Raw genomic sequence first — 21,852 nt, 5'->3', positions numbered from 1 at the left:
CATCATATGTCGGCGGGCCGAAGCCAGCTCAGCGGAGCCGGCGGGACAACGACGGCGGCACCAGACCGTCGCGGCCCCGAAACGAATCCCTGTACCCCGCGGCCATCGCAGCCGCGATCGAGCGCCGGTTCGGGCTGAAGGCCAGACGCAGCACATGCGCCTTGGTCTCCTCGCTGAGCCGGCGCAGCACCCACGACGGGTCCTTCAGAAGGTAGCGTCGTGTCAGGGTCGTCCCGTTGCGGGCGATGTAATAGACCCTCGTCGGCGAGTGGTAGTTGTAACTGATCTCGTGGCCCAGCACGCGCAGCGGCCGCCCGAACAGCCGCGCCGGGTCGCGCCGTCCGAGTTGATGCAGGATGTCACATCCGGCCCCCACGAGCACGTCGAGGCCGGCCGCGCGCGCCCGAGCCGTGTACTCGCTGTCGACGCCGTCGATCACGAGCCCCTCGTCGAGGTGGCCGATGGCCTGGATCGTCTGGCGGGCGATGACGAAGCCCGATTGCATGGGGTCGAAGGCGATGGCGAACCCGTCGACGTTTCCGCGCACGTGCACGGCGTGCCCGCTGTACGACGAGGCGACCACGAACCCGACTCGGCGACCCGCTGCCCGCGCCTGGCGGAACGTCGCCAGCGCCCGATCGGCGTAGTCGTCGACCGGCACCGAATCCTGGTCGAAGGTCACGAAGAAGTCAGGGCGCCAGCTCTCTTCGGCCGCGCGGATTCCGGCGTTCAGGGTTGCGGCGATGCCCGCGTTCCGCGGCCGACGGATGACACGAACACCCGTGGCCTCGATGGCATCGAGACGATCTGCGAACTCCGCAGGAGATCCGTCGTCGACGATCACGACGTGCTCGAACTGCTCGGCCAGAGACACGACGGTGGCGACCAGCTCTGCATCGGGGCGGTACGACGCCACGATCGCGACGACGCTCGAAGCGCTCAGCTCAGCCGACATGGTCTTCGTCTTTCTCACGCCGCAGTTCTCGGAAGGCGGGGATGGCGAGGGCCGCGCACAGCACGGCCTCGCTGAGGGCCATTCCCAGAGCGATCAGCGGAGCATGACCAGACAAGCCGGCCACGAGCATCGCGCCGATTCCGAGCACTGCAGAGATCAGCGTCCAGCGCAGGATCAGCCGTTGGCGTCCGGCGGGAATCAGCACGTTGCGCATCAGGGGTGTTCCGGCCGAGAGGAAGAAGAACGCGATGCCGTAGTAGAGACACACCTCGACGGTGGCGCGGGCCTGCCCCGCGAACAGGATCTCGCTGACCCAAGGCCCCGCCAAAACGAGGATGACGAGGCCCGCCGCGCCGAGACCGATGTGCGACCACAGAGCGAACGCGTGCCGCTGGCGCCTGTTGGCGATCCCGGGCTCGATCGTCCAGCTCTGAAAGGCATTGCCCAGCGCCACAACGGTGAACAGACCGAAGCGATACAGGGTGTCGGCGGTCGACAGGCTCCCGGACGCGAGGGGGCTCGTCGTCGCCGTCGCGATCGGCGCCGGTGTGGATGCGTATGCGCTGCCCGCCATGCTGATGCCGGCGGTGTGACGCTGCGATCGAAGATCGCTGAGCGCTGCGCCGATCGGTTTCGGGAGCCACACACCCCCGGGCGAGAAACGGCGGTGGAAGAGCATGAGGCTGATCACCGTCGCGACCGCGAGGACGAGCGTGTAGCTCCACACCTGCTGCGTCACGAGCAACAGCGGAACGGCGACGAGGGTCGCCGCGAACCTCGGAATGGTGTCGTAGTAGGCGAGCAGCTTGGGCTGGCCGAGCCCTATGCAGAACCAGGCGGGAGACATGCCCACGAGCGCCGTGGCAAGAGTCATCGACACCGCCTCGACACGGAACTCCGGCACGGCGACGAAGGCCGCGATGACGGACGCGATCGGAAGAGCGAACACCATCAGCACGATCCTCGTGCGAACGCTTCGAAGATAGACCGTCGCTCTTTCGTCGGGTGTGGTCGCTCGAGCGATGGCAACCGGCCCATCGACATTCCACCCCCACATGAGCGCGGTGGCAGCGAAGGTACCGATCGCCTGGCCGGAGATCACACTCGACACCCCGTCGCCGCCGACGATGCCGGAGACGATCGGCAGGAGCAGGAACGGGGTGATCAGGGAGAGAAGAGGAAAGACCGTGAAGCCCGAGAGCCGCAGGAGAACGGTCTTCATCGGTGAAACGAGGTGACGGCCGCGATCACTCGGTCGACCTGGTCGTCGCTCATATCGGCCCAGAGCGGCAGACGCACCAGTCGGTCGGAGAAGCTCTGGCTCGACGTCAATTCGCGCAGCCGACGCCCGAAACGCAGGCCCGCCGGTGCCGAATCGAGAGGAATGTAGTGGAACGTGCCCACGACGCCCATCGAGCGCAGATGCGCGAGAAGAGCAGTCTGATAGTCGTGATCGGGGGCTTGGAGAAAGAACAGGTGCGCCGGGTGTCGGCGGTCGTCCGGCACATCCATCAATCGCACGTTCTCTGCCTCGGCCCAGGCAGGAAGGCGATCCGCGTAGCTGTTCCAGATGGCGTGCCTCTTCGCCTGGATCAGGTCGAAGGACTCGAGCTGCGAGTCGAGCACCGCCGCGTTGTACTCGCTCATGAGATAGCTCGACCCGGCGTCGACCCAGGTGTACTTGTCGACCTGGCCGCGCAGGAACCGTGCACGGTTGGTGCCCTTCTCCCGAACGATCTCGGCTCGTTCCAGCATCGACGGATCGTTGATGAGAATGGCACCACCCTCACCGGAGTGCACGTTCTTCGTGTCGTGGAAACTCTGGATGGCGACCACTCCGAACGTGCCCAGCTGGCGACCGCGGTATTCCCCGCCCAAGCCGTGCGCGTTGTCCTCGATGACGGCCAGCCCGTGTTGCTCGGCGATGCGCTCGATCGAATCGAAGTCGACGGCCACTCCCCCGTAGCTGACCACAGAGATCGCCTTCGTGCGCGGCGTGATCGCCTCGGCGACCTGCTGCGGGTCGATGTTGCCGTAACGCAGGTCGACGTCGACGAACACGCACGTTGCGCCGGTGAGAGCGATGGCGTTGGCAGCGGAGGGAAAAGTGAAGCTCGGAAGGATCACCTCGTCGCCCGGGCCGAGGTCGAGGAGCCGACTCGCGAGTTCGAGCGCGTGCGAACCCGACGTCGTCAGCAGCGCCGCCGGAGCTCCGGTGATGCCAGTCAGACGACGCGTGGCCGAACGAGTGAATTCCCCGTCACCGTGAGCGTGATCGCTCTGCACGACGCGCGCGAGATTCTCCATCTCCCGAGGCGCGTGAAACGGCTTCGAGAAGAGGATGTCTGCGGTCATCTGTCAGCGCGCGTCGAGCAGGGTATTGAGGTATGCCCCGTAGCCGCTCTTGACGAGAGGGGCCGCAAGGACCCGGAGCTGCTCGTCGGAGATCCATCCGGCGCGCCAGGCGATCTCCTCGATGCACCCGATCTTGAACCCCTGGCGGTCTTCGACCACGCGCACGAACTCCGTGGCCTGAACCATCGACTCGAATGTTCCCGTGTCGAGCCAGGCCGTGCCTCGATCGAGGACCTGAACGCGAAGGTTGCCCTGCTTGAGATAGCGCTCGTTGACCGTCGAGATCTCGAGCTCTCCCCGAGCACTCGGCTCGATGGTCTTCGCGATCTCGACAACGGAGTTGTCGTAGAAGTAGAGGCCGGGAACGGCGTAGTTGCTCTTGGGCTCGAGGGGCTTCTCTTCGATCGACACAGCAACGTTGGCGTCATCGAACTCGACGACGCCGTAGGCACGCGGGTTGGCGACGTGATAGGCGAAGATCAATGCACCGTCGAAGTCGGTGTTGTTCCGCAGGCTCGAACCGAGGCCCGTGCCGTGGAAGATGTTGTCGCCGAGAACAAGAGCGACGCTCTCGTCGCCGATGAACTCCTCACCGATGATGAAGGCCTGAGCGAGACCGTCGGGCGACGGCTGCACCGCGTACTCGAGACGGATGCCAAGGTCGCTGCCATCGCCGAGGAGCGCTTTGAACTGCTCGTTGTACTCGGGCGTCGTGATGATGAGGATCTCGCTGATGCCGGCCATCATCAGCGTCGAGAGGGGGTAGTAGATCATGGGCTTGTCGTAGATCGGCATCAGCTGCTTGCTGATGCCCTTCGTGATAGGCCAGAGCCGGGTACCTGAGCCGCCGGCGAGAATGATTCCGCGCATGGTCGAGAAGTCTACCGGGCAGCCTTTCAGGAAGCCTCATTTGTCCCTGATAGGGTCGAGCGCACGGACAGTTCGTCGTCTTGTTCGTTCCGCCCCGCGGCTTGTCCACCCGGTTATTTCCAGACCTGTCGCAGGTCCCGAGCGGAATTCGAACGCATGCGCGACCGTCCAGTGAGCTGCACTCTGCTGCTCACTCGGGAAGTATTTGGAGACTGATGACGACCCTCAGGGTGATCATTGATCAGATGGTGGCGACGGTACCGGGGGGCATCGGTCGCTATACAGAAGAATTGACACGTGAGTTGATCGCCACGAGACCACGCGGCTGCGATGTCGAGGGCATCATCTCGAAGGTGCCGAATGAAACGTACGACGAGACTCTCTCTCGCCTGCCTGACCTCGAGAAGCTCACGCGTCTGCCTTTGCCTCGCCGCGAACTCGCCCGTGCATGGCAGCACGGCTTCTCGACCGGCGCCAAGGGTCGCGGCATGATTCACGCACCGAGCCTTCTCGCGCCATTGCGCAAGATCGACCGCGTTAACTCGATCGGCGAGCAGGTCGCCGTCACCATCCACGATGTCGTTCCGTGGACGCATCCGGAGACCCTCACCAAGCACGGCGTGGCCTGGCATAGAGGGCTGGCCAAACGCGCGCGACGCTACGCAGACGCCATCGTGGTTCCCACCCACGCCGTGGCCGCGGAACTGGGTGAGTTCATCAACTTCGGCGATCGCGTTCGTGTCATCGGCGGCGCAGTCAGCTCGAAACTGGTCGTTCCCGGAAACGCCGACGAGCGCGCTTCCGAGCTCGACCTGCCAGCCGAATACATGCTCACGGTCGGCACCCTCGAACCCCGCAAGGGGCTCGCGCCGTTGATCCAGGCTCTGGCCCGGCCGGGAGTTCCCGACCTTCCCCTACTCATCGCTGGTCCCGACGGATGGGGTGACCTGAACGTAGCCCGCGTCGTCGCCGACGCCGGCCTGCCGCCCGAACGCGTGCGCACCATGGGATTCGTCTCCGACTCCGACCTCGCCCTGCTCCTCGATCGCGCATCGCTCTTTGTGTACCCGAGTCTCGCCGAGGGTTTCGGTCTGCCCGTGATCGAAGCGATGAACTTCGGAACCCCGGTGATTCACTCCGACGTCGCGGCTCTTCTCGAGGTCACCGCCGGGGCCAGCGTGTCAGTCGAACGAGACGACGCTGCAGGTTACCCAGAGCGCATCGCCGCGGCGATCACGCGAGTTCTTGGCGACACCCAACTGTTCGAGCGTCTATCTGTCGGAGGCTACGACCGGTCTCGCGCCTTCAGCTGGCGCGATTCCGCAGAAAAAGTCTGGCAGCTCCACGCCGACCTCTAACCGGCGATATGACCATCGGAATCAGACCGACGGCGCCTGTCAAATGAGGGCTACGGAGCCTGAGCGTCGAGGTACGGCGTCGCCGCTGCGGCCCCAGAAGTACCGTGGAAAATCCAGAAGCGGTAGATGAAGTAGTTCCAGATCGTGATGGCGGCGGTGGCGGCAACTTTGCCGAAGACGTAGTTGATTCCGGTCGACTCGACAAGGTGGATGATGAGCAGAGTAGCTCCCCAATTGAAGGTAACGAGGAGCGCATATTTCCACAGACTGTGCCACGACACTTTCGATTGTCTGAAAGTGAAGAATCTCTGCATCAGGTAGCTGGCCACAAGACCAGCCATCAGCGCGCACGCTGTGGCAACGGGAAGAACCCAACGAGCCACGTCTCGCAAAAAGACGAGAGTTCCCAGGTCTATAACGAAGGCTGTTCCCCCGACCAACCCATATACGATGACGGACTTCAGATTTGATCTCGAGAAGATCAACGTGCCACGCCCTCTACCGGACGCGAGGATAGCCCCACGGAACGAGTGGTCAGCACCAGGGCCACGCTGAGATACAGCGCTGCGACAAGGATACAGACGGCGAACCATCCAGTTGATGAGAAGAACGGCGGAATCCACCGCGGGCCTTCGAAGAACACGCTCCAATCCTGCGAAGAACCCACAACATAGCGCTTCAGATTCGTCAGTAAAGATGCGATCTGCGCGACCGTGGTCACGGCCAGTACGACAACGACAAGCCGACGCGAATCGGTGGTAGGCACCTCGGAAAAGCGGTTAGACGCCACGACCGCTGCCATGACCGCAAGCATGACGATCAGAGGCAACGTGTATCGGCCCTGCCAGACGTAGCCCGACACGGTTACAGTCGATGCCTGTATCAGGGGTGGCATGAGTAAACAGGCTGCGAGGGCGACCCACAATGCCGCCACCGCACGGGACCGACGCGAGAAGACGAGCGCGTACGCTGTGATTGTCGTAAGAAGCACGTAATAGAGGACGAGGACCCACGCGGGGGCAGGCGAGTCGAGCCAGCCGAAGACGCCCACCGCCATACGCAGGTAGTCGACGGTGTTCGAGAGCATCGTGGTGAACCCTTGCCCAAAAGTCGAGCCTACCCCCGGGTATTCTCCGACAGCAGGAAGCGAATTCGTCTTGAGGGTCCAAACCAGTGCAAGGCCCGCAGCAACCGCAACGAGCCCGACAGCTATCAGAAACGGGGGACGACTCATCCTTTTGACGAAGGGGAGAACTCCTACAGACACCGCGACGATCACGACCGCGAATCCGAGCCACGCGGGAGCAAGGCCCCGTGAGTTTGCGAGCATGGCACCCGAGAGCACGAGGGACCCCGCGGTCCACCAATCCGCTCGCCTCGATGGCCGACCCATCACCGCGTATAGAAGGGCTGAGAAGAAGGCGCCCGTTGTGACTATCTCGAACGCGTTGGGATTGACAGAGCCGCTTAGGAACAACGTCGTAGGCGTCATCACGACGATTCCTGCAAGCACTGGTAGGACGGGGCGGGCCAGTTGGGAAAGAAAAGTGATCGTCGTAGCAAGGAATAGCGAACACACTAGCGCGCTGGCGAACCGCATGAAATATAGAGCGGATGGCCCCGAATCCAGCAGCGAAGGCCATCCAACGAGCACGTAATACGTTGGGTTGTACAGCCCAGCGGACGTCCTCGTCTCGACCATTTCTTTTGCAGAACCGAAGGATGGGAGACAGTCTCCCGTAGCGTCCGATTTGAACGCGAGACAACTGACATTGAGGGTGTTCGCGACCGTCTCGGGGACACTGACAATACGGTCTTGCGGACGCGGGCCCGGTTCACCGATAAGTTGCCCCCGCACAACCGAGGCGGCCTTGATATAGTGCGCCGGCTCATCCGGACTCGCTCCGATCGGCGACGTCGCCGCCCAGAGGACTGACATGGCTCCGAAGGCCATCAACGACAAGATGAAGACAAACCACGGTCGTCGAACGACTTCTCTAGCCTGTCGTGATGTCATGTCGTCCCCGCGTCCGTATCTATTGCTTCAGCCGAAGCCTCTGCGATACTACCCGCCGATCCGGGCTCCGTTCGCGAACCCTTGTGCACTCCGCGTATCGACCAGCGGTCCCGACTTTACAGGGCGAACGGTACGCCCCGTGCGCCTACTGCGTCGCGGTCTTCGACGAACTGAGCACGAGCGCGTTGCTCACGGACTGCCTCACGGAGTCCCAATCCGGATCCTCCGGGTCGACCGCCGGTGGAACGAGTTCGACGTTGTCGACCGGAAGGTTCTTGGTCTTCAGCGCGAGGTCGAGGAAATAGGCCAGCGTCGACTGCGGTACGTCTGTCTTCACGACGTCGGCACCGGCCTGGGCGATGCCCTGGAACTTGCTCAGTACGTTGGCGGGCTGGAACTGCGTCAGAATCGCCGTCTGCAGCTCACGCTGGCGGCCCATGCGGTCGTAGTCGCTCGTCGTGTGGCGGGAGCGCGCGTACCAGAGGGCGGTGGTCCCGTCCATGTGCTGCTGACCCGGCTCGATCCAGCCCTCGACCTCGTTGAGGTTCTCGTCTCCACCGATGGGCAGACGCTCGGTCACGTTGATATCTACTCCGCCGAGCGCATCGATGAGTTGAGCGAAGCCCTGCATGTCGATCAGCACGTAGTACTGGATCGTGAGATTGAGTGCACCCTCGACCGCATCTTTCGTCGCCTCGATTCCCGCGTTCGATCCCTCGGCTTCGGCGTTCGGGTAGAGGTCCTGGTCGTAGGCCTCGACCCGCGGATAGAGGAAGCTGATCTGGCAGTCGGAGCCGCAGTCGTAGACGCCCGTGCCGTTTTCGTCGTAGTCGGAGCCAATGAGAGGAGAACCCTCGGGGAACGGCACCTGCTGGAGGTCACGTGGCACACCGATCATCGTGGCGCGACCGGTATCGGCTTCGATGCTCACCACAGTGATGCTGTCGGGGCGCAGGCCGTCACGGTCGGCGCCTGCGTCGCCGCCGAGAAGCAGGATGTTGTACCGGCCGTCGACCGGAGGCTCGGCATTAGCCTGCACGGCGAAGATCGACGCGACCGTGTCGCGAGTCACGTTGACGAGGTAGGCGCCGTAGCCGGCGCCACCCGCGAACAGAACCAGGAGCACCGTGGTGAAGCCTGCGATCCAGCCGCGAGCGTTGGGTCGCGTGCGAACGAGCCGCACCAGGCGGAGGGTATCGAGAGCCAGGATGACCCAGAGAACGGCGTAGGCCATGAGGATGATCTGCACTGCCCAGAGGCTCCACTCGTTCGTGAAGACCGAGAAGATCATCTGGGGCCAGATGAGATAGACGATGCCGGCCACGATCGCGAGTCCGACGAGCGCGAGCGTGCAGCCGAGTCCGAAGCGCCCGAGGCGTCTACTGCCGGCGAGCACCTGAGCGGATCCGGGGAGCACGAAGTTGAGTACGACCAGTACCCAGGCTCGGGCGGTCATCACCTTCGGAGAGGCCACATCCGGGTAGCGGATGGGTGCATTCACAGTAGTCATAGGCGTGCTTGCAGGTCCTGGTTCTTCTGCTCGACGAGGGCCGTGAGCTCTTCGCGGTAGTCGCCGAGCTTTCCCGCGAGGGTGTCGTCGAAGGTCGAGAGAATGCTCACAGCGATGAGGCCCGCATTCTTGGCGCCGCCGATAGACACGGTGGCCACGGGGATACCGGCGGGCATCTGCACGATCGACAGCAGCGAGTCGAGGCCGTCGAGACGGGCGAGGGGAACGGGAACGCCCACGACCGGGAGGGTCGTGACAGCGGCGATCATACCCGGAAGGTGAGCGGCACCACCGGCGCCGGCGATGATCACCTTCAGACCGCGATCGCGAGCGGTGCGGCCGTAGTCGATCATCTTCTCGGGAGTGCGGTGGGCCGAGACGACCTGCACCTCGTGGGCGATGCCGAAGTCGTTGAGGACGGCGACGGCGTCGGCCATCACCGAGAAGTCAGAGTCTGACCCCATGACGACACCGACGAGAGGCGTGATTGCGGGCATTGGCCCATGGTAAACGTCAGTTCTGGAAGAAAGCCGCTGCGGCACGCGCCTCGAACACAACCTGGTCGAGGTCGTCGCCGCCGGCGGTGACGTGTCCGACCTTGCGGCCCGGGCGCGGAGCTTTGCCGTAGTTGTGGAACTTCACCGTGGGCTGGTCCGCGAAAGCGGCGGGATAGCGGTCGGCCAGGGTTCCCTCGGCGGGCCCGCCGAGCACGTTGACCATGACTGACCAGGTGTCGCGGCATCCTGTAGCACCCAAGGGCAGATCGAGGACGGCTCGCAGGTGCTGCTCGAACTGACTCGTGGTCGAGCCGTCGATCGACCAGTGGCCGGTGTTGTGCGGGCGCATCGCCAGCTCGTTCACGAGAAGACGCTCGTCGGTGGTCTCGAAGAGCTCGACGGCGAAGACTCCGGTCACGCCGACGCCCTCCGCGATCGTCGTGGCGATGTCGGCCGCGACGTCGGCGACGCGTCCGGCGCTCCGCGGCGCGGGAGCGATGACCTCGGCGCAGACCCCGTCTCGCTGAATCGACTCGACCACGGGCCACAGCTGCATGTCGCCCGAAGGTCGGCGAGCGACCATCTGAGCGAGCTCGCGACTGAAGTCGACCCGCTCTTCGGCGAGCAGCGATCCCCCGTTGCCGTCTTCGGCGAGTGCGAGAAACCAGTCTGCGACCTCGTCGGAATGCGACACGACGCGCACGCCCTTACCGTCGTACCCGCCGCGCGGCGTCTTCACGACAGCGTGGCCACCGTTGTCTGAGATGAATGCGGCGAGCTCGTCTGCGTTCGACACCGCCGCCCAGATAGGAACCGGCACTCCGAGCTGCTCGAGCTTCTCGCGCATCAGGATCTTGTCCTGCGCGTACAGCAGCGCATCCGGCCCAGGCCGCACGTCGTGGCCCGCCTCGACGAGGGCGTGCAGGATGGCCTGCGGCACATGCTCGTGGTCGAAGGTGATCACGTCGACGGTCTGGGCGAAGGCCAGTACCGTGTCGCGATCGAGATAGTCACCCACCTCGCTCGCCGCGAGCGCCGCCGACGATCCGGGGTTCTCGGCGAGCACCTTGAGGTCTATGCCGAGATTCACCGCCGCGGGAATCATCATTCGAGCCAGTTGACCGCCACCGATGACACCTACGCGATATTCCACGCGTCCAGCTTAGTTCGGGCGGCCCAGAATGCTGTCGGAGTGCTGTGCGACCCAGAGCTCTGCGAGGTGCAGGTCGGCCGCCTGATGGATCTCGACGCCGTCGACCGTCTCGATGATGAACGGCCCTTCGCCGTGACCCGAGGCCTCGCGAATGCTCGCGACGTGCTCGTTGCCGACCCAGACCTGCTCGAGTTTCTCGCCCTTGAATTCCAACATGCTCCAGAGGCTACTCCGCCTAACGAGGCTGCTGCTCGTCCCACCACGGATTGTCTTCATCGGTTCGTCGGAATCTCACGGCGTGCGCCGGAACGTGCTGCGCCTCGATGAGGTCTCCGATCGCCTCGGATACCAGGTCGGGCCGAGGCACATCGCGAAGCACCGCGTACTCCCCCGGCGCCGTGCCGATGCGCACGTCTCCCGTGCGGAACATCACCTGGAGCACGGACTTGCGCACGGTCAGGTCGCCCGCACGAGAGAGCATCACCTCGCTGCGGGTATTCACCAGCAGACCGCGGCGCAGGATGACGCGCCGAGTGGTGAGCACGTAGCGCACGCTCAACCACTTCACCGCGGGAATGACGAAGAACAGAACGGCGAGCAGCGCGCCCGCGGCGAGCACAGACCAGTTCTGCCATTCCTCGGCGAACCATCCGGAGAAGTAACCCGTCGCTCCGGCGATGGCGATGAGAAGAATCGTCGGAAAGAACAGGCGCCGACCGTGAGAGCGGAACTTGGCGACTACACGCTCAGGCTCTGCCTGCTCGGCGGCCGGGCCCGTGGCATCCGAGGCGCCGTGGGCGTACTGACCGTGGGCAGCCGGGCTTTGTGGCGGCTGGCCCTGGGGCCGGATGCGTTCGGTCACCACGGTCTCGTCGTAGGCGCTCTGCGCACGGGCCGGGGCTGGCGCCGAGCGCTCGGCCGCGAAGACCTCCGTCTGAGCATCCGAACCGTGGATGAGCGCACCGAAGCTCGGACGCGGATGCTGCGGAGCGGGCATGGGCCTATTAAACCTTCAGGTGGGTGATATCTCCTGCGGCCACGACGACTCTCCAGCCATCCGAGTCGCGATCGATACCGATGCGTCCCAGCTCGTCGATCTCGCGGGCGATGCCCGAGACGACCTCGCCTCCGGGAAGCTCGGCCAGAACGGGGCTGCCCAGCGTGCCGCACAAAGCGGTAACCAGGGCATGCAGCCCGCTCTGCACGGCATCGCCCTCGAAGCGCACGAAATCTCGGTAGAGACGCGACAGGTTGATCACGTAGCCGGCGAGCGCCGCGTCGAGCGAGGCGTGCCGAACTCCGGCGAGAAGCAGAGAGGTGGCCGTGGAGACCGGGAGCTCGTTCTCGGTGAGCGAGACGTTCAATCCGGCGCCGACGATGACCCCGGTCGACGGCACGAGCTCGCTGAGGATTCCGCTGACCTTCGCACCGTCGATCAGAACATCGTTGGGCCACTTGAGCGACGCCACCGGGCGGTGGTGCACGCTCGTCGCGTGACCGATCTCTCCATCGATGAGCGAACGCACGACCTGCGTCATCGCCACCCCCGCCATGAGTGGCAGCCAGCCCAGGCTGTCGGGCGGCAGAACAGACGACCCGATCGGCTGCCGCAGCAGAACGGACACGGCGAGACACTTTCCGGCGGGCGCGGTCCACGTACGGCCGAGTCTTCCCCGGCCCTGAGTCTGCGTGTCTGTGGCGACCACCGACAGATCGGGCCAGGCCGAGGCATCCGGCCCTGTGGCCCGCTCGCGCAGCGCATCGTTCGTCGAACCGACGCGCGGAAGCCACTCGAGGCGCTCGGCGACCGCGGAACTGAGGGGCAGTTTCATAGGCATCACCCTAGGCGCAGCACCTGTCGCTTGTCGGCGCGGCGCACGGGCTCGAACCAATGGATGCGCGGCAAATTTGTAGCAACCAACCAACGGTTGGCGGCGATGGCTGGCCGGTAGAGTGAACCGGTGAGCGAAGACGTAACTGCACAGGCGCCGGACATGTACACCACAGCGGGCAAGCTGGTCGACCTGAAAAACAGGTACCACGAGGCCGTGACCGCCAGCGGTGAGGCGGCCATCGCCAAGCAGCACGCCCGGGGCAAGAAGACCGCCCGCGAGCGCATCGAAGAGCTGCTCGACGCGGGCTCGTTCGTCGAGATCGACGAGTTCGTTCGCCACCGCACCGTGGCCTTCGGCATGGAGAAGTCGCGCCCCTACGGCGACGCGGTCGTCACCGGCACGGGCACGATCCACGGGCGCCAGGTCGCCGTCTATTCACAGGACTTCACGATCTTCGGCGGGTCGCTCGGCGAGGTCGCCGGCGAGAAGATCATCAAGGTCATGGACCTCGCCCTCAAGACCGGCGTGCCGATCATCGGCATGCTCGACTCCGGCGGAGCCCGCATCCAGGAGGGCGTCGTCGCTCTCGGCAAGTACGGCGAGATCTTCCGCCGCAATACGCAGGCCTCGGGAGTCATCCCGCAGATCTCGATCATCATGGGCCCCGCGGCGGGCGGCGCGGTCTACTCCCCCGCCCTCACCGACTTCGTGATCATGGTCGACAAGACCAGCCAGATGTTCGTGACCGGCCCCGATGTCATCAAGACGGTCACCGGCGAAGACGTGGGCATGGAGGAGCTCGGCGGAGCACTCACCCACAACACCGTCTCGGGCGTCTCGCACTATCTGGCCAGCGATGAGGAAGACGCGCTGGACTTCGCGCGCGGACTGATCAGCTACCTGCCCGACAACAACCTGTCGGATGCCCCGGTGTACGACAGCGAGGTCGAGCTCGAGATCACGGATGCCGACCGCAAGCTCAACACGCTCATCCCGGATTCGCCCAACCAGCCCTACGACGTGCACACGGTGATCGAACACATCGTCGACAACGGCGAGTTCCTCGAGACCCAGCCGCTCTACGCGCCCAACATCGTGGTCGGCTTCGCCCGCGTCGAGGGTCGCTCGGTCGGAATCGTGGCCAACCAGCCCAACGCCATGGCCGGAACGCTCAATATCGAGGCCGGTGAGAAGGCCGCGCGGTTCGTGCGCTTCTGCGACGCGTTCTCCATCCCGATCCTCACCCTCGTCGATGTGCCCGGCTACCTCCCGGGAACCGATCAGGAGTGGACGGGTGTCATCCGGCGCGGCGCGAAGCTGCTCTACGCCTACGCCGAGGCCACCGTTCCCCTCATCACCGTGATCACCCGCAAGGCCTACGGCGGCGCGTACATCGTGATGGGCTCCAAGCAGCTCGGCGCCGACATCAACCTCGCGTGGCCCACCGCCGAGATCGCCGTCATGGGCGGCCAGGGTGCCGTCAACATCCTCTACCGCGGCGAGATCAAGCGGGCAGAAGAGGCCGGCGAAGACGTGGCCGCTGTGCGCACGAGGCTCGCCAACGAGTACACCTACAACGTCGCGTCGCCGTTCCTCGCCGCGGAACGCGGAGAACTCGACGGCGTGATCGAGCCGGCGGCCACCCGCGTCGCGGTCGTGAAGGCGCTCAGGGCACTGCGCACGAAGCGGGCGAGCCTGCCCACCAAGAAGCACGGCAACATCCCGCTGTAACGCGGGGTTACTCCGTCGCCGCTCCGCGCCAGTCGTCTGTCGTGAGGTGCGATCCGCCCTGCGGGCCCATCTGCAGCATGCCGCCGTCGACGGCCCACGATGCGCCCGTCACGTAGCTCGAGGCGGGTGACGCCAGGAACGCGATGACCGACGCGATCTCACCGGCGATGCCCGAGCGGCCGAGCGGGATGCCGGGGCGGTGGGTGTTGAACGCGTCCTCGTCGGTCATGTCGTTCATGGGCGTGGCGATCTCGCCCGGAGCCACCGCGTTGACGGTGATGTCGTGCTGCCCCAGCTCGAGCGCCGCCGTCTTGAGCAGTCCGCCGAAGCCGTGCTTCGCCGCGTCGTAGGCGCTCGACCCGACCCGCGGCTGATGTTCGTGCACGCTCGTGACCCCGATGATGCGCCCACCGGCGCCCTGTTCGACCATCGTCTTCGCGGCGGTCTGGATGGCGATGAATGCGCCGTCGAGGTCGGCGGCGATCGTGTGACGCCAGGTCTCCAGGTCCATCTCGAGAAACGGTGCGACATCCATGACGCCGGCATTGTTGACGAAGACGTCGAGACCGCCGAGCTTCTCGATCAACGAGGTGATGGTGCCCGAGACCGAGTCGAGCTCGCCGGTGTCGAGCTGCGCGATGTGCGCGTCGCGCCCGAGGGAGCGCACCATGTCGGCCGTCTCTTCGGCGCCGTCGGAATCGGAGTGGAAGGTGATGCCGACATCCATGCCCGCCTCGGCGAGGGCGAGGGCTGTAGCCCTGCCGATACCCGAGTTCGATCCGGTGACGATGGCGCGGCGTGGTGAGAAGTTCGATGTGCTCATATGTACGACGCTACGGCGGCGACCCCCACCGGCGGCAGGGCTTGACGCATGTGAGCCACTCGCCCGCGAGCGCCTCTCAAGGCTCCAAGCCCGAACGCTCTCTTAGCGGGCGAGCGCGCCTGCCCTGACCGCGCGTTCGCCCGCCGACAGCGCGTTCGCCAACGACATCCTTGTGTTCGCCGTTCCTCCACGGAAGGCGCCGACGCTGAATCGTGCACATTCGCGAGAAAGTCCACCCTCATTGCCTCGACCCCACGGCATTCTGGCGCCATGCCTCAAGGAAACCCCGAAGACAGACTGCTCTACGTGCGCGACCGCTCGTTGCTTGTCGGTGACGACTCGGCTCTTCGCAGACGAGCCTCTCGCGGCGAGCTTCTGCGCGTCAGCCACGGCGTGTATGCGCCCGAACAGGAATGGGATGGCTGGAACGCAGCTGACCGATATCGTGCGCTTGTTTTCGGCGTGGCCAACAGCCGCCGTGCGGAGGCTGTGTTGTGGGGCGTCTCCGCCGCGGCGCTGTGGCGCCTTCCCGCGATCGGAGCATGGCCGACCCAGGTGCATCTGCTCACCGAGAAAGCGGGTGGTGGCCGATCGCACGACCACATTCGACGACACGCCCTTGGGTTTGAGCATGCAGATCTCACCATCATCGATGGTCTTCGAGTGACCGGCGTAGCTCGAACCGTCATCGATATGGCGGCCTCTGCACCCTTTATGTCGGCAGTCGCGGCTGCCGATTTTGCGTTGCACAACGAGATGGCGAACCAGGCCGAACTCCGCGCCCTTCTCTCCGCCCTCGGACGCTTCCGAGGTTCGGCCCGAGCCGCCCGCGTCGTCGACTTTGCAACTCCACTGTCGGAGTCCGTAGCCGAATCCGCGAGTCGGGTGACGATGGCACGCTGCCGTTTTCCTCAGCCCGAGCTTCAGAAAGAGTTCTGGGGCCCGAACGGAGAACACGCCTTTGTGGACTATTGGTTCCGAGGCGCGAAGACCATCGGTGAAGTGGATGGCCGTGCCAAGTACGAAGATCCCGTATTTCTGAGAGGAAGAACGCCGGAACAGGCACTCTGGGACGAGAAGCTTCGCGAGGACTGGTTGCGGCTGCAGAGCGATGGATTCGGCCGTTGGGACTGGTCGATCTCCGTATCTCCTCGCAGGCTCACTCAGCGACTTCTAGAGATGGGGGTGCCCCAGGTGCCGCCAAACCATCCCGACGCATTCCGCATCCGGCCGCTGGACAGCGAAAAGCGGCAGTGAGCGCGCCGTTAGCGGGCCACCGCGCGCTCTAGGGTGGCGCGTTCGCCCGCTAACGGCACGCTCGAGGCTGCGCGAAGGATGCGTGGGCGCTACTTCTTCGCGGCCAGCGTGCGCACCAGCGAGACGGCCTCCTTGGCCGACACGGTAGGCAGGTAGGCCTTGCCCACTGCTGCCCCGATCGCCGGCAGCTCCAGTGGATCGGCGTAGGCCATGTAGATCGTCTCGTACGTCGGGTTGAACTTCGCTTTGAAGCGGAAGAGCGTGGAGAAGCCATACGCGGGCTCGAGCGTCTTGGCGAGGAACTCGAGGAGCCCCGTCAGCACGGTCGGAGCCGGCGGCTCCTCCCCTGCGGCCAGAGGCTTGGACGCCAGCGGCGCCCCCGACAGACTCAGCACCTCGATGCCGTCTTTCTGCATGGCCAGTGCGGCAGATGCGATGAGGAACTCCATCGTTCCGTTCATGCTCCCATCTGCCCGACGCATGAAGTCGATCGTGTACCCCACCGGCACCCCGTCGCGGTACATGGGCAACCAGCTCGTGACGGCCTGGATCGTGCCCTCCGGATCGAGCGCGAGCATCAGCTTCACGTCGGAGTCCTTGATCTCCTCCAGGGCGCCGAGCGTGAATCCCATCTCGGGCAGCTCCTTCTCAGAGACCCAGGCCTCGGAGATCGCGTTGATCTGGTTCGCCTGCGAGAGCGTGAGCTCGTCGTAGCTCAGCCACTGGGTGGTGAGCCCCTCCTTGATGCCCCGGTTCAGTGCCTGCCGCACCTTCTGCCAGGGCTTGCCCGCCATGTCGAGGGTCACCGGATGCATCAGCGTCTCCTCGCCGACGGACATGTACTGCCACCCGAGGTCATCGAACGAACGCAGGTATTGCGGGTGCACGCTGTAGAACACCGGAGTCCAGCTGTTGGCGTCGCAGAAGTCGGCGAACTCGCGGATCGTCTGCGTCGCGCGACCGTCTCTGCACACCGGATCGCTCATGGTGATCGCGATGTCGTTGATCACCCGGTACGCCACGGCCGCCTCGCCATCGGCGCTGAACCAGTAGACGTTGCCGGGCCAGGTGCCCATCCACCCCATGGTGCCGCCGCCGCCGCGCTTGAGCAGCGCCCTGAACCGCTGAGGATCGCCCACCCGCACGGTCTGATCCGTGGCCGCGAACACCCTCAGGATGCCTGCCACCACGATCGCCCAGAACAGCGGACCCACCCAGTGGAAGACAGCCCGGGTGAGCTCGTCGCGTGGAACCATCACGTGTCCGGTGGTTCCGAGGAAGTTGACCGGGATGAAGCGCCGGAACACGTCGGCCGTCAGCTGCGACAGCGTCGCATCCGGCACATAGCTGCCGAGCGTCAGCCAGCCGACGATCAGGTACAGAACCGAGAGCGCCACGAGAGAGACGAGAGAGACGAGCGTGAACCGGATGAGCGCTTCGCGCGGCGCCCTGATACCGAAGTGAGCACGGCGAGCCACGAGCATCGCGGAGATCACGATCGGCACGACCACCGCGCTTCCGAGCCAGACCACGTAGTCGACGACATCGAGCGACGGCCCTCCCTCACCCTGGGTCTGCAGCGTCTGCATCACATCGAGCGAGAACCACGCCAGCAGTGCGAAAGCGATATTCACCAGCACCGCGAGCCACAGGGCGAATCGTCGACCCTTGCGAAGACCCCACGCGGCGACGAGCAGCAACACCAGCGGAATGAAGGTGAGCAGCAGGGGTCCGGGGCCGGCGAGGCTCAGCAGGGCCAGCTGGTGCACGCAACGGGCGCTCGTCGCTCCGGCGCACTCCGCCGTCGTGGAGGCCGCGTCGGGAAAGGTGCGGAACAGCTCGCTGGCGGCCGCGAAAGGCCCGAACCCGTCGGGGTTGATGAGCGCGATGACGGGGCCGACCGCCGTGACCGCCACGATCGTGGCGAGCAGCACCCGCACCTCGGCGTGGGAGCTGCGCTGCGGCGCGACGGGCTCTCCGCGGCGCGCCAGCAGCCGACCGAGAACGAGCCCCAGCACGGCCGCCGACAGCCTGTACGAGTTCGACGAGTCTCCGTCGTAGAGAACGAACATCAACAGAATCGAGAAGGTCACGATGCGAACCCGTCGCCGCCACAGCGCCGACAGAAACGCGGATGCCGTGAGCAGGGTCCCGACGATGGGCGTCAGGGGGTCGAGGGTCAGGTCGAGCGACGTGCCGGCCGCCCACCACTCACCGGCGAGGCTGCCGATCCACTGGAAGAAGACTCCCACGACGAGTCCGAGGACACCCGTGACCACGAACGACGCGATCACTCGTCGCGCACCCATGGCGCGCTCGGCCGTGCCGAGAAGCACGAGAGAGAGAAGCACGCCGGCTACGAGCTGAGCAGGATCGCCCGGAATGACGAGTGCAGTCACGAACGTCCACCACTGACCGTTCGACGCGGTCGCGACGCCCGCGCCCCAGGTCTCTTCGGCCGGATCGGAGTACACGAAGTCGCCGATGGTGCCGGTCACGATCGACGTGATGATGAGCAGCGCGGCGAACCCGACGCTCAAGGGAACGGTGCGCAGATACTGCGCGATGAATCCAAGCGTCGACGACATCCGCCCCTCCCCCAGGTCGTGCTCCTAATGTAGCCTCGACTTCGTGACTGCACCGACACCGCGCCATGCCGCCGAACCCGAGCCGATCGAGTTCACCATCACCACGCCGAACCTCGAGCCCGAAGAGATCGCGGCGGTCACGGCGGTGCTCCAGGCAGCCATCGCGAACCCGTCCGACTCCTCGCCAGACGCGGTCGTACCGGTGGCGAGCGGCTGGGAGAAGTCGCGCCGCGATCTGCGCACGCCCATCCACCCCGGTGCCGGAGAATGGCGCCGCGCGAAGTAGCGCCAGCCCGCCAGAGCCGCACGAGATCTGCGGCTCGGCGGCTTTCGAAAACATGTCCTCATTTATGCCGACTGGTGCCATCCACACGCGGCGGGCCATGATGACTTTGCTAGGTGTTCTCCTTCGGGATGAACATCGCCAGTCCACTGCCATCTAGGGTAAGCGGGCAGTGAACTGGGGGCGAGTCAGAGCACTATTCGGGTTAGTGCTCTGACTCGGATTCGTAACTGTGGGGCCGATGGATTACCGTCGGCCCCACTTTTACGTTCGGGCTCATGCAGTTACGGCCGCCGGATCTCGTGCCACAGGGTCACTTCGTCATCGCCGTCGTCGTCTCCGAGCGCCGCGGCGGTGCCGTCTTCACCGGTCTCCCGCAGGCCCACGACCGATACCGCCGTGTCCGAGCTCTCGGTGCCGGTTCTGATGATCAATCGATCGGCATCGATTCCGCCCACCACGTCGACCAGTTCGGCCAGGGCCGCGAGCCTGTCCGACTCTGGTAGCGCGTCGAGTCCTCCGTCGTCGAGCATCGTGACGTGCACGCCGCGTCGACGCGCCGCCATCACCTCGGCGCGCACGTCGTCGGTGAGCAGCAGCCGGCCTCGGATCTCGTCTCGGATCGCGGCCTCGAGGTGCAGGCACTCTCGACGCTCCTCTGGCCCGAGATCGCCACCGGATGCGACGATGCGGCGCAGCATCGGAGCCGCCAGCTTGTCCATCTGCTCGAGACGGTGCCGCCGTTCGTAGAGGAGCGCCTCCTGGTTGGCCTGCCATTCGGCCGCCTTGATGCCGGCGCGGGCATACTGGGCGGCATCCTGCTCGGCGCGCACGAGCGCGATCGAGAGGGCATGCGCGATCGCCACCCACATGGCACCGCCGAAGACCCCCGTCACGATCAGGGCCAGGGGATCGGCCCAGACCACGATCGCGGCGACCGTGACGCCGACGCCGATCCAGGCGAATACAGGCTGGCCGCGCACCGTGGTGATCACGAGCAGTGTGAAGACTCCGGCCACGAACCACGTCGCGTACCCATTCGCCGCCCGCGGATCGAGCTGGGAGAGAACGAGAATCGAGAGAACGGGGCCGACCGCCACGGTGAGGGCGGCGTTCCAGCCCGGCATGCGTTTCGCCGTCGGGGCCCACAAGCTCACCGCCGTGACGGCGGCGTAGATCACCATGGCGACGACGACCGGCGCGGGGTCGCGCGGCACCGAGATCGACGAGAGAGCGAGAACGAGGTGGTAGGCCGAGAACAGTGCGGCGAGGCCGATGACGATGAATCGAGGCGACGAGATCATGAGGCCTGCTCGCCCAGGTCGAACGCACGTCGAACGTGCTCGGCCGTGGTCTCCGCATTGGGATCGGGCCAGAAGATCACGATCGAGGCCCCGCCGCCGGGAACCGACTGAATCTGAACGGCTCCCCCCACCGTCGAGACACGTTCGCGGATGCTCACGCGCAGCCCCAGTCGCTCCTGCGGAACCTGGGCGGGATCGAAGCCCACGCCCGTGTCCGAGACCTGCACCGTGAAGCCCTCGCCCTTGTCGGCGTGAACGGAGAGCGTGCGCTCGATAGTGACCTTGTCGGCCGTGGGATCGTCGGCGTGCTGGAGGCTGTTGACCATGGCCTGCACCGCGGCGGAGAAGACCGCCTCCGCCACATCGCCGGGCACGACGCGCTGCGGAATCGATCCGTGGGCGTAGTCGAACCCGGGCGAGAGAACGCGGGCGGCGTTGGCGAGGCGTTCGGCCAGTTCTCCGAGCGTGGTCTCGAATCCGGGCTTGCCCGGCTCTCCCGATGAGTGAAGGGCCCGGAGCGCGTCTCGCGCCATCTCGACCACCAGATCGCGTTCCATCGCGCTGGTGCTCTTCGACGCCGACAGCAGAGTCGTGAGTACGCGGTCGTGCACCAGGGCGTCGACGTGCAGGCGCTCCGCCTCCATCGCATCCTGCTTCACGGCGACGGAGTAGCGCAGCATCGCCGCCTGCTGGGCCTGGTCGACCCGGTCTGCTGCGTTGCGCAGCGTCGTGAGCACAATGAGGATGAAGGCGCCGAGGATGAACACGTAGAGCGCGTCCAAGGCCGCCAGCCCCGCATCCGCTCCTCCGCCGGAGGGCAGGGCGCGCAGGATCGCGTACATGATCGGCACGAGCACGACGTACAGGCCCGCGAGCCAGACATTGAACGAGATGGCTGCGTAGGCCGTGGCCACCGTCACGACGTACCAGATCCACGGCTCCGTGGGCGCCGTCTCGTTGGGGTGCACGACCGCCGCGGGCCAGAGAACGAGGGATAAGACAAACACGGTCGCCGTCACACCGGCCGCGACCGCGACACCGCGCGCGATGATGCTGGTGATCAGCACGGAGAGCATGCCGGTGAACAGAACCACGGGCAGCGCGATCGCCCAGGCCGGCGAGAGGTAGTCCCCCGAGGCGAGCAGGTTGGGCAAGGCCTGCAGTGCGAAGACGATGCCGAAGATTCCTGCGATGCGACCCATCACCGTTTCGATTCGCGCCCTCGAGATCGAGCCGCGCGTGCGATTCAGGATGCCGGGCGGCGCCGATGACGCTCGGGTCTCGTCGTTCGCGGGTCGGGCTGGTGCAGACATCCG

20 protein-coding genes are annotated in these 21,852 nt (G+C 65.4%); 4 read left to right on the top strand and 16 right to left on the bottom strand.

What is annotated here, in order from left to right; all coding sequences use genetic code 11:
• Nucleotides 1-28: 28 nt before the first annotated feature.
• Genes ASF79_RS03440 through rfbA form a run of 4 tightly spaced genes read right to left on the bottom strand, consistent with a single transcriptional unit; the run spans nt 29 to nt 4,180 of the window.
• The gene (locus ASF79_RS03440; RefSeq protein WP_156366141.1) at nt 29-973 is read right to left on the bottom strand and encodes a glycosyltransferase; all 945 of its coding nucleotides are present in this window, start codon (nt 971-973) and stop codon (nt 29-31) included.
• A complete protein-coding gene (locus ASF79_RS03435) occupies nt 945-2,177 on the bottom strand; it encodes a hypothetical protein (RefSeq protein WP_055851887.1) in 1,233 nt (410 codons plus the stop codon). The genes ASF79_RS03440 and ASF79_RS03435 overlap by 29 nt, the downstream gene beginning before the upstream one ends.
• On the bottom strand, nt 2,174-3,310 hold the full coding sequence (gene rffA / locus ASF79_RS03430) for a dTDP-4-amino-4,6-dideoxygalactose transaminase (protein WP_055851884.1): 1,137 nt from the start codon (nt 3,308-3,310) through the stop codon (nt 2,174-2,176). The genes ASF79_RS03435 and rffA overlap by 4 nt, the downstream gene beginning before the upstream one ends.
• Nucleotides 3,311-3,313: 3 nt before the next feature.
• Nucleotides 3,314-4,180: a glucose-1-phosphate thymidylyltransferase RfbA gene (gene rfbA, locus ASF79_RS03425; RefSeq protein WP_055775506.1), complete on the bottom strand. Its 867-nt coding sequence runs from the start codon at nt 4,178-4,180 to the stop codon at nt 3,314-3,316.
• 215 nt (nt 4,181-4,395) lie between these two features.
• Between rfbA and ASF79_RS03420 the strand changes: the two genes are divergently transcribed.
• Nucleotides 4,396-5,538 carry a glycosyltransferase family 4 protein gene (locus ASF79_RS03420; protein WP_055851881.1) on the top strand — a complete coding sequence of 381 codons (1,143 nt, stop codon included), beginning with the start codon at nt 4,396-4,398 and terminating at the stop codon, nt 5,536-5,538.
• A 50-nt stretch (nt 5,539-5,588) separates the two neighbouring features.
• Here ASF79_RS03420 and ASF79_RS03415 read toward each other — a convergent pair whose 3' ends face one another.
• The 8 genes from ASF79_RS03415 to ASF79_RS03380 form a co-directional block, all read right to left on the bottom strand.
• Nucleotides 5,589-6,131, bottom strand: coding sequence for a GtrA family protein (locus tag ASF79_RS03415; RefSeq protein ID WP_082495717.1), 543 nt, complete (start codon nt 6,129-6,131; stop codon nt 5,589-5,591).
• Nucleotides 6,020-7,555, bottom strand: a complete 1,536-nt coding sequence (locus tag ASF79_RS03410; RefSeq protein WP_082495656.1) for a DUF2142 domain-containing protein — start codon at nt 7,553-7,555, stop codon at nt 6,020-6,022. The genes ASF79_RS03415 and ASF79_RS03410 overlap by 112 nt, the downstream gene beginning before the upstream one ends.
• 145 nt (nt 7,556-7,700) lie before the next feature.
• A complete protein-coding gene (locus ASF79_RS03405) occupies nt 7,701-9,065 on the bottom strand; it encodes an LCP family protein (protein ID WP_055851873.1) in 1,365 nt (454 codons plus the stop codon).
• Nucleotides 9,062-9,562, bottom strand: coding sequence for a 5-(carboxyamino)imidazole ribonucleotide mutase (gene purE / locus ASF79_RS03400; protein WP_055851871.1), 501 nt, complete (start codon nt 9,560-9,562; stop codon nt 9,062-9,064). The genes ASF79_RS03405 and purE overlap by 4 nt, the downstream gene beginning before the upstream one ends.
• Before the next feature lie 16 nt (nt 9,563-9,578).
• On the bottom strand, nt 9,579-10,715 hold the full coding sequence (locus ASF79_RS03395) for a 5-(carboxyamino)imidazole ribonucleotide synthase (RefSeq protein ID WP_156366140.1): 1,137 nt from the start codon (nt 10,713-10,715) through the stop codon (nt 9,579-9,581).
• A 9-nt stretch (nt 10,716-10,724) separates the two neighbouring features.
• The gene (locus tag ASF79_RS03390; RefSeq protein ID WP_055775518.1) at nt 10,725-10,931 is read right to left on the bottom strand and encodes a hypothetical protein; all 207 of its coding nucleotides are present in this window, start codon (nt 10,929-10,931) and stop codon (nt 10,725-10,727) included.
• A 19-nt stretch (nt 10,932-10,950) separates the two neighbouring features.
• Nucleotides 10,951-11,712: a PH domain-containing protein gene (locus tag ASF79_RS03385; RefSeq protein ID WP_055851865.1), complete on the bottom strand. Its 762-nt coding sequence runs from the start codon at nt 11,710-11,712 to the stop codon at nt 10,951-10,953.
• 7 nt (nt 11,713-11,719) lie between these two features.
• On the bottom strand, nt 11,720-12,547 hold the full coding sequence (locus tag ASF79_RS03380) for a biotin--[acetyl-CoA-carboxylase] ligase (RefSeq protein ID WP_055775524.1): 828 nt from the start codon (nt 12,545-12,547) through the stop codon (nt 11,720-11,722).
• Nucleotides 12,548-12,709: 162 nt separating this feature from the next.
• On the opposite strand from ASF79_RS03380, the gene ASF79_RS03375 reads away from it, so the two are divergent.
• Nucleotides 12,710-14,281: an acyl-CoA carboxylase subunit beta gene (locus ASF79_RS03375; protein ID WP_044441817.1), complete on the top strand. Its 1,572-nt coding sequence runs from the start codon at nt 12,710-12,712 to the stop codon at nt 14,279-14,281.
• 7 nt (nt 14,282-14,288) lie between these two features.
• On the opposite strand, the gene ASF79_RS03370 is transcribed toward ASF79_RS03375, so the two are convergent.
• Nucleotides 14,289-15,104, bottom strand: coding sequence for an SDR family oxidoreductase (locus ASF79_RS03370; RefSeq protein ID WP_055851861.1), 816 nt, complete (start codon nt 15,102-15,104; stop codon nt 14,289-14,291).
• A 306-nt stretch (nt 15,105-15,410) separates the two neighbouring features.
• On the opposite strand from ASF79_RS03370, the gene ASF79_RS03365 reads away from it, so the two are divergent.
• Nucleotides 15,411-16,361, top strand: a complete 951-nt coding sequence (locus ASF79_RS03365; protein ID WP_156366139.1) for a hypothetical protein — start codon at nt 15,411-15,413, stop codon at nt 16,359-16,361.
• 89 nt (nt 16,362-16,450) lie between these two features.
• On the opposite strand, the gene ASF79_RS03360 is transcribed toward ASF79_RS03365, so the two are convergent.
• Nucleotides 16,451-18,949 (bottom strand): bifunctional lysylphosphatidylglycerol flippase/synthetase MprF, encoded by a 2,499-nt coding sequence (locus ASF79_RS03360; protein WP_055851856.1) that lies wholly within the window; start codon nt 18,947-18,949, stop codon nt 16,451-16,453.
• A 43-nt stretch (nt 18,950-18,992) separates the two neighbouring features.
• On the opposite strand from ASF79_RS03360, the gene ASF79_RS03355 reads away from it, so the two are divergent.
• Nucleotides 18,993-19,235: an acyl-CoA carboxylase subunit epsilon gene (locus ASF79_RS03355; protein WP_082495655.1), complete on the top strand. Its 243-nt coding sequence runs from the start codon at nt 18,993-18,995 to the stop codon at nt 19,233-19,235.
• Nucleotides 19,236-19,516: 281 nt separating this feature from the next.
• Here ASF79_RS03355 and ASF79_RS03350 read toward each other — a convergent pair whose 3' ends face one another.
• Both ASF79_RS03350 and ASF79_RS03345 read right to left on the bottom strand, forming a co-directional pair.
• Nucleotides 19,517-20,536, bottom strand: a complete 1,020-nt coding sequence (locus ASF79_RS03350; protein WP_055775537.1) for a hypothetical protein — start codon at nt 20,534-20,536, stop codon at nt 19,517-19,519.
• Nucleotides 20,533-21,849, bottom strand: coding sequence for an ATP-binding protein (locus ASF79_RS03345; RefSeq protein ID WP_055851854.1), 1,317 nt, complete (start codon nt 21,847-21,849; stop codon nt 20,533-20,535). The genes ASF79_RS03350 and ASF79_RS03345 overlap by 4 nt, the downstream gene beginning before the upstream one ends.
• Nucleotides 21,850-21,852: the final 3 nt, after the last annotated feature.

The sequence above is a fragment of the Agreia sp. Leaf335 genome (genome assembly GCF_001423605.1).
In the GTDB taxonomy this organism is placed as follows: domain Bacteria; phylum Actinomycetota; class Actinomycetes; order Actinomycetales; family Microbacteriaceae; genus Agreia.
The sequence above is the reverse complement of the archived record's forward strand: the minus strand, read 5'-3'. Positions and strand labels throughout refer to the sequence as shown.

Excerpts from the sequence above, each read along its gene's own strand:
- ASF79_RS03370 (WP_055851861.1), bottom strand. The coding sequence starts at position 15,104 with ATGAGCACATCGAACTTCTCACCACGCCGCGCCATCGTCACCGGATCG.
- ASF79_RS03385 (WP_055851865.1), bottom strand. The coding sequence starts at position 11,712 with ATGCCCGCTCCGCAGCATCCGCGTCCGAGCTTCGGTGCGCTCATCCAC.
- ASF79_RS03390 (WP_055775518.1), bottom strand. The coding sequence starts at position 10,931 with ATGTTGGAATTCAAGGGCGAGAAACTCGAGCAGGTCTGGGTCGGCAAC.
- ASF79_RS03350 (WP_055775537.1), bottom strand. The coding sequence starts at position 20,536 with ATGATCTCGTCGCCTCGATTCATCGTCATCGGCCTCGCCGCACTGTTC.
- ASF79_RS03345 (WP_055851854.1), bottom strand. The coding sequence starts at position 21,849 with ATGTCTGCACCAGCCCGACCCGCGAACGACGAGACCCGAGCGTCATCG.
- ASF79_RS03405 (WP_055851873.1), bottom strand. The coding sequence starts at position 9,065 with ATGACTACTGTGAATGCACCCATCCGCTACCCGGATGTGGCCTCTCCG.
- ASF79_RS03420 (WP_055851881.1), top strand. The coding sequence starts at position 4,396 with ATGACGACCCTCAGGGTGATCATTGATCAGATGGTGGCGACGGTACCG.
- ASF79_RS03375 (WP_044441817.1), top strand. The coding sequence starts at position 12,710 with ATGTACACCACAGCGGGCAAGCTGGTCGACCTGAAAAACAGGTACCAC.
- ASF79_RS03360 (WP_055851856.1), bottom strand. The coding sequence starts at position 18,949 with ATGTCGTCGACGCTTGGATTCATCGCGCAGTATCTGCGCACCGTTCCC.
- ASF79_RS03410 (WP_082495656.1), bottom strand. The coding sequence starts at position 7,555 with ATGACATCACGACAGGCTAGAGAAGTCGTTCGACGACCGTGGTTTGTC.
- purE (WP_055851871.1), bottom strand. The coding sequence starts at position 9,562 with ATGCCCGCAATCACGCCTCTCGTCGGTGTCGTCATGGGGTCAGACTCT.
- rffA (WP_055851884.1), bottom strand. The coding sequence starts at position 3,310 with ATGACCGCAGACATCCTCTTCTCGAAGCCGTTTCACGCGCCTCGGGAG.
- ASF79_RS03415 (WP_082495717.1), bottom strand. The coding sequence starts at position 6,131 with ATGGTTCGCCGTCTGTATCCTTGTCGCAGCGCTGTATCTCAGCGTGGC.
- rfbA (WP_055775506.1), bottom strand. The coding sequence starts at position 4,180 with ATGCGCGGAATCATTCTCGCCGGCGGCTCAGGTACCCGGCTCTGGCCT.
- ASF79_RS03380 (WP_055775524.1), bottom strand. The coding sequence starts at position 12,547 with ATGAAACTGCCCCTCAGTTCCGCGGTCGCCGAGCGCCTCGAGTGGCTT.
- ASF79_RS03435 (WP_055851887.1), bottom strand. The coding sequence starts at position 2,177 with ATGAAGACCGTTCTCCTGCGGCTCTCGGGCTTCACGGTCTTTCCTCTT.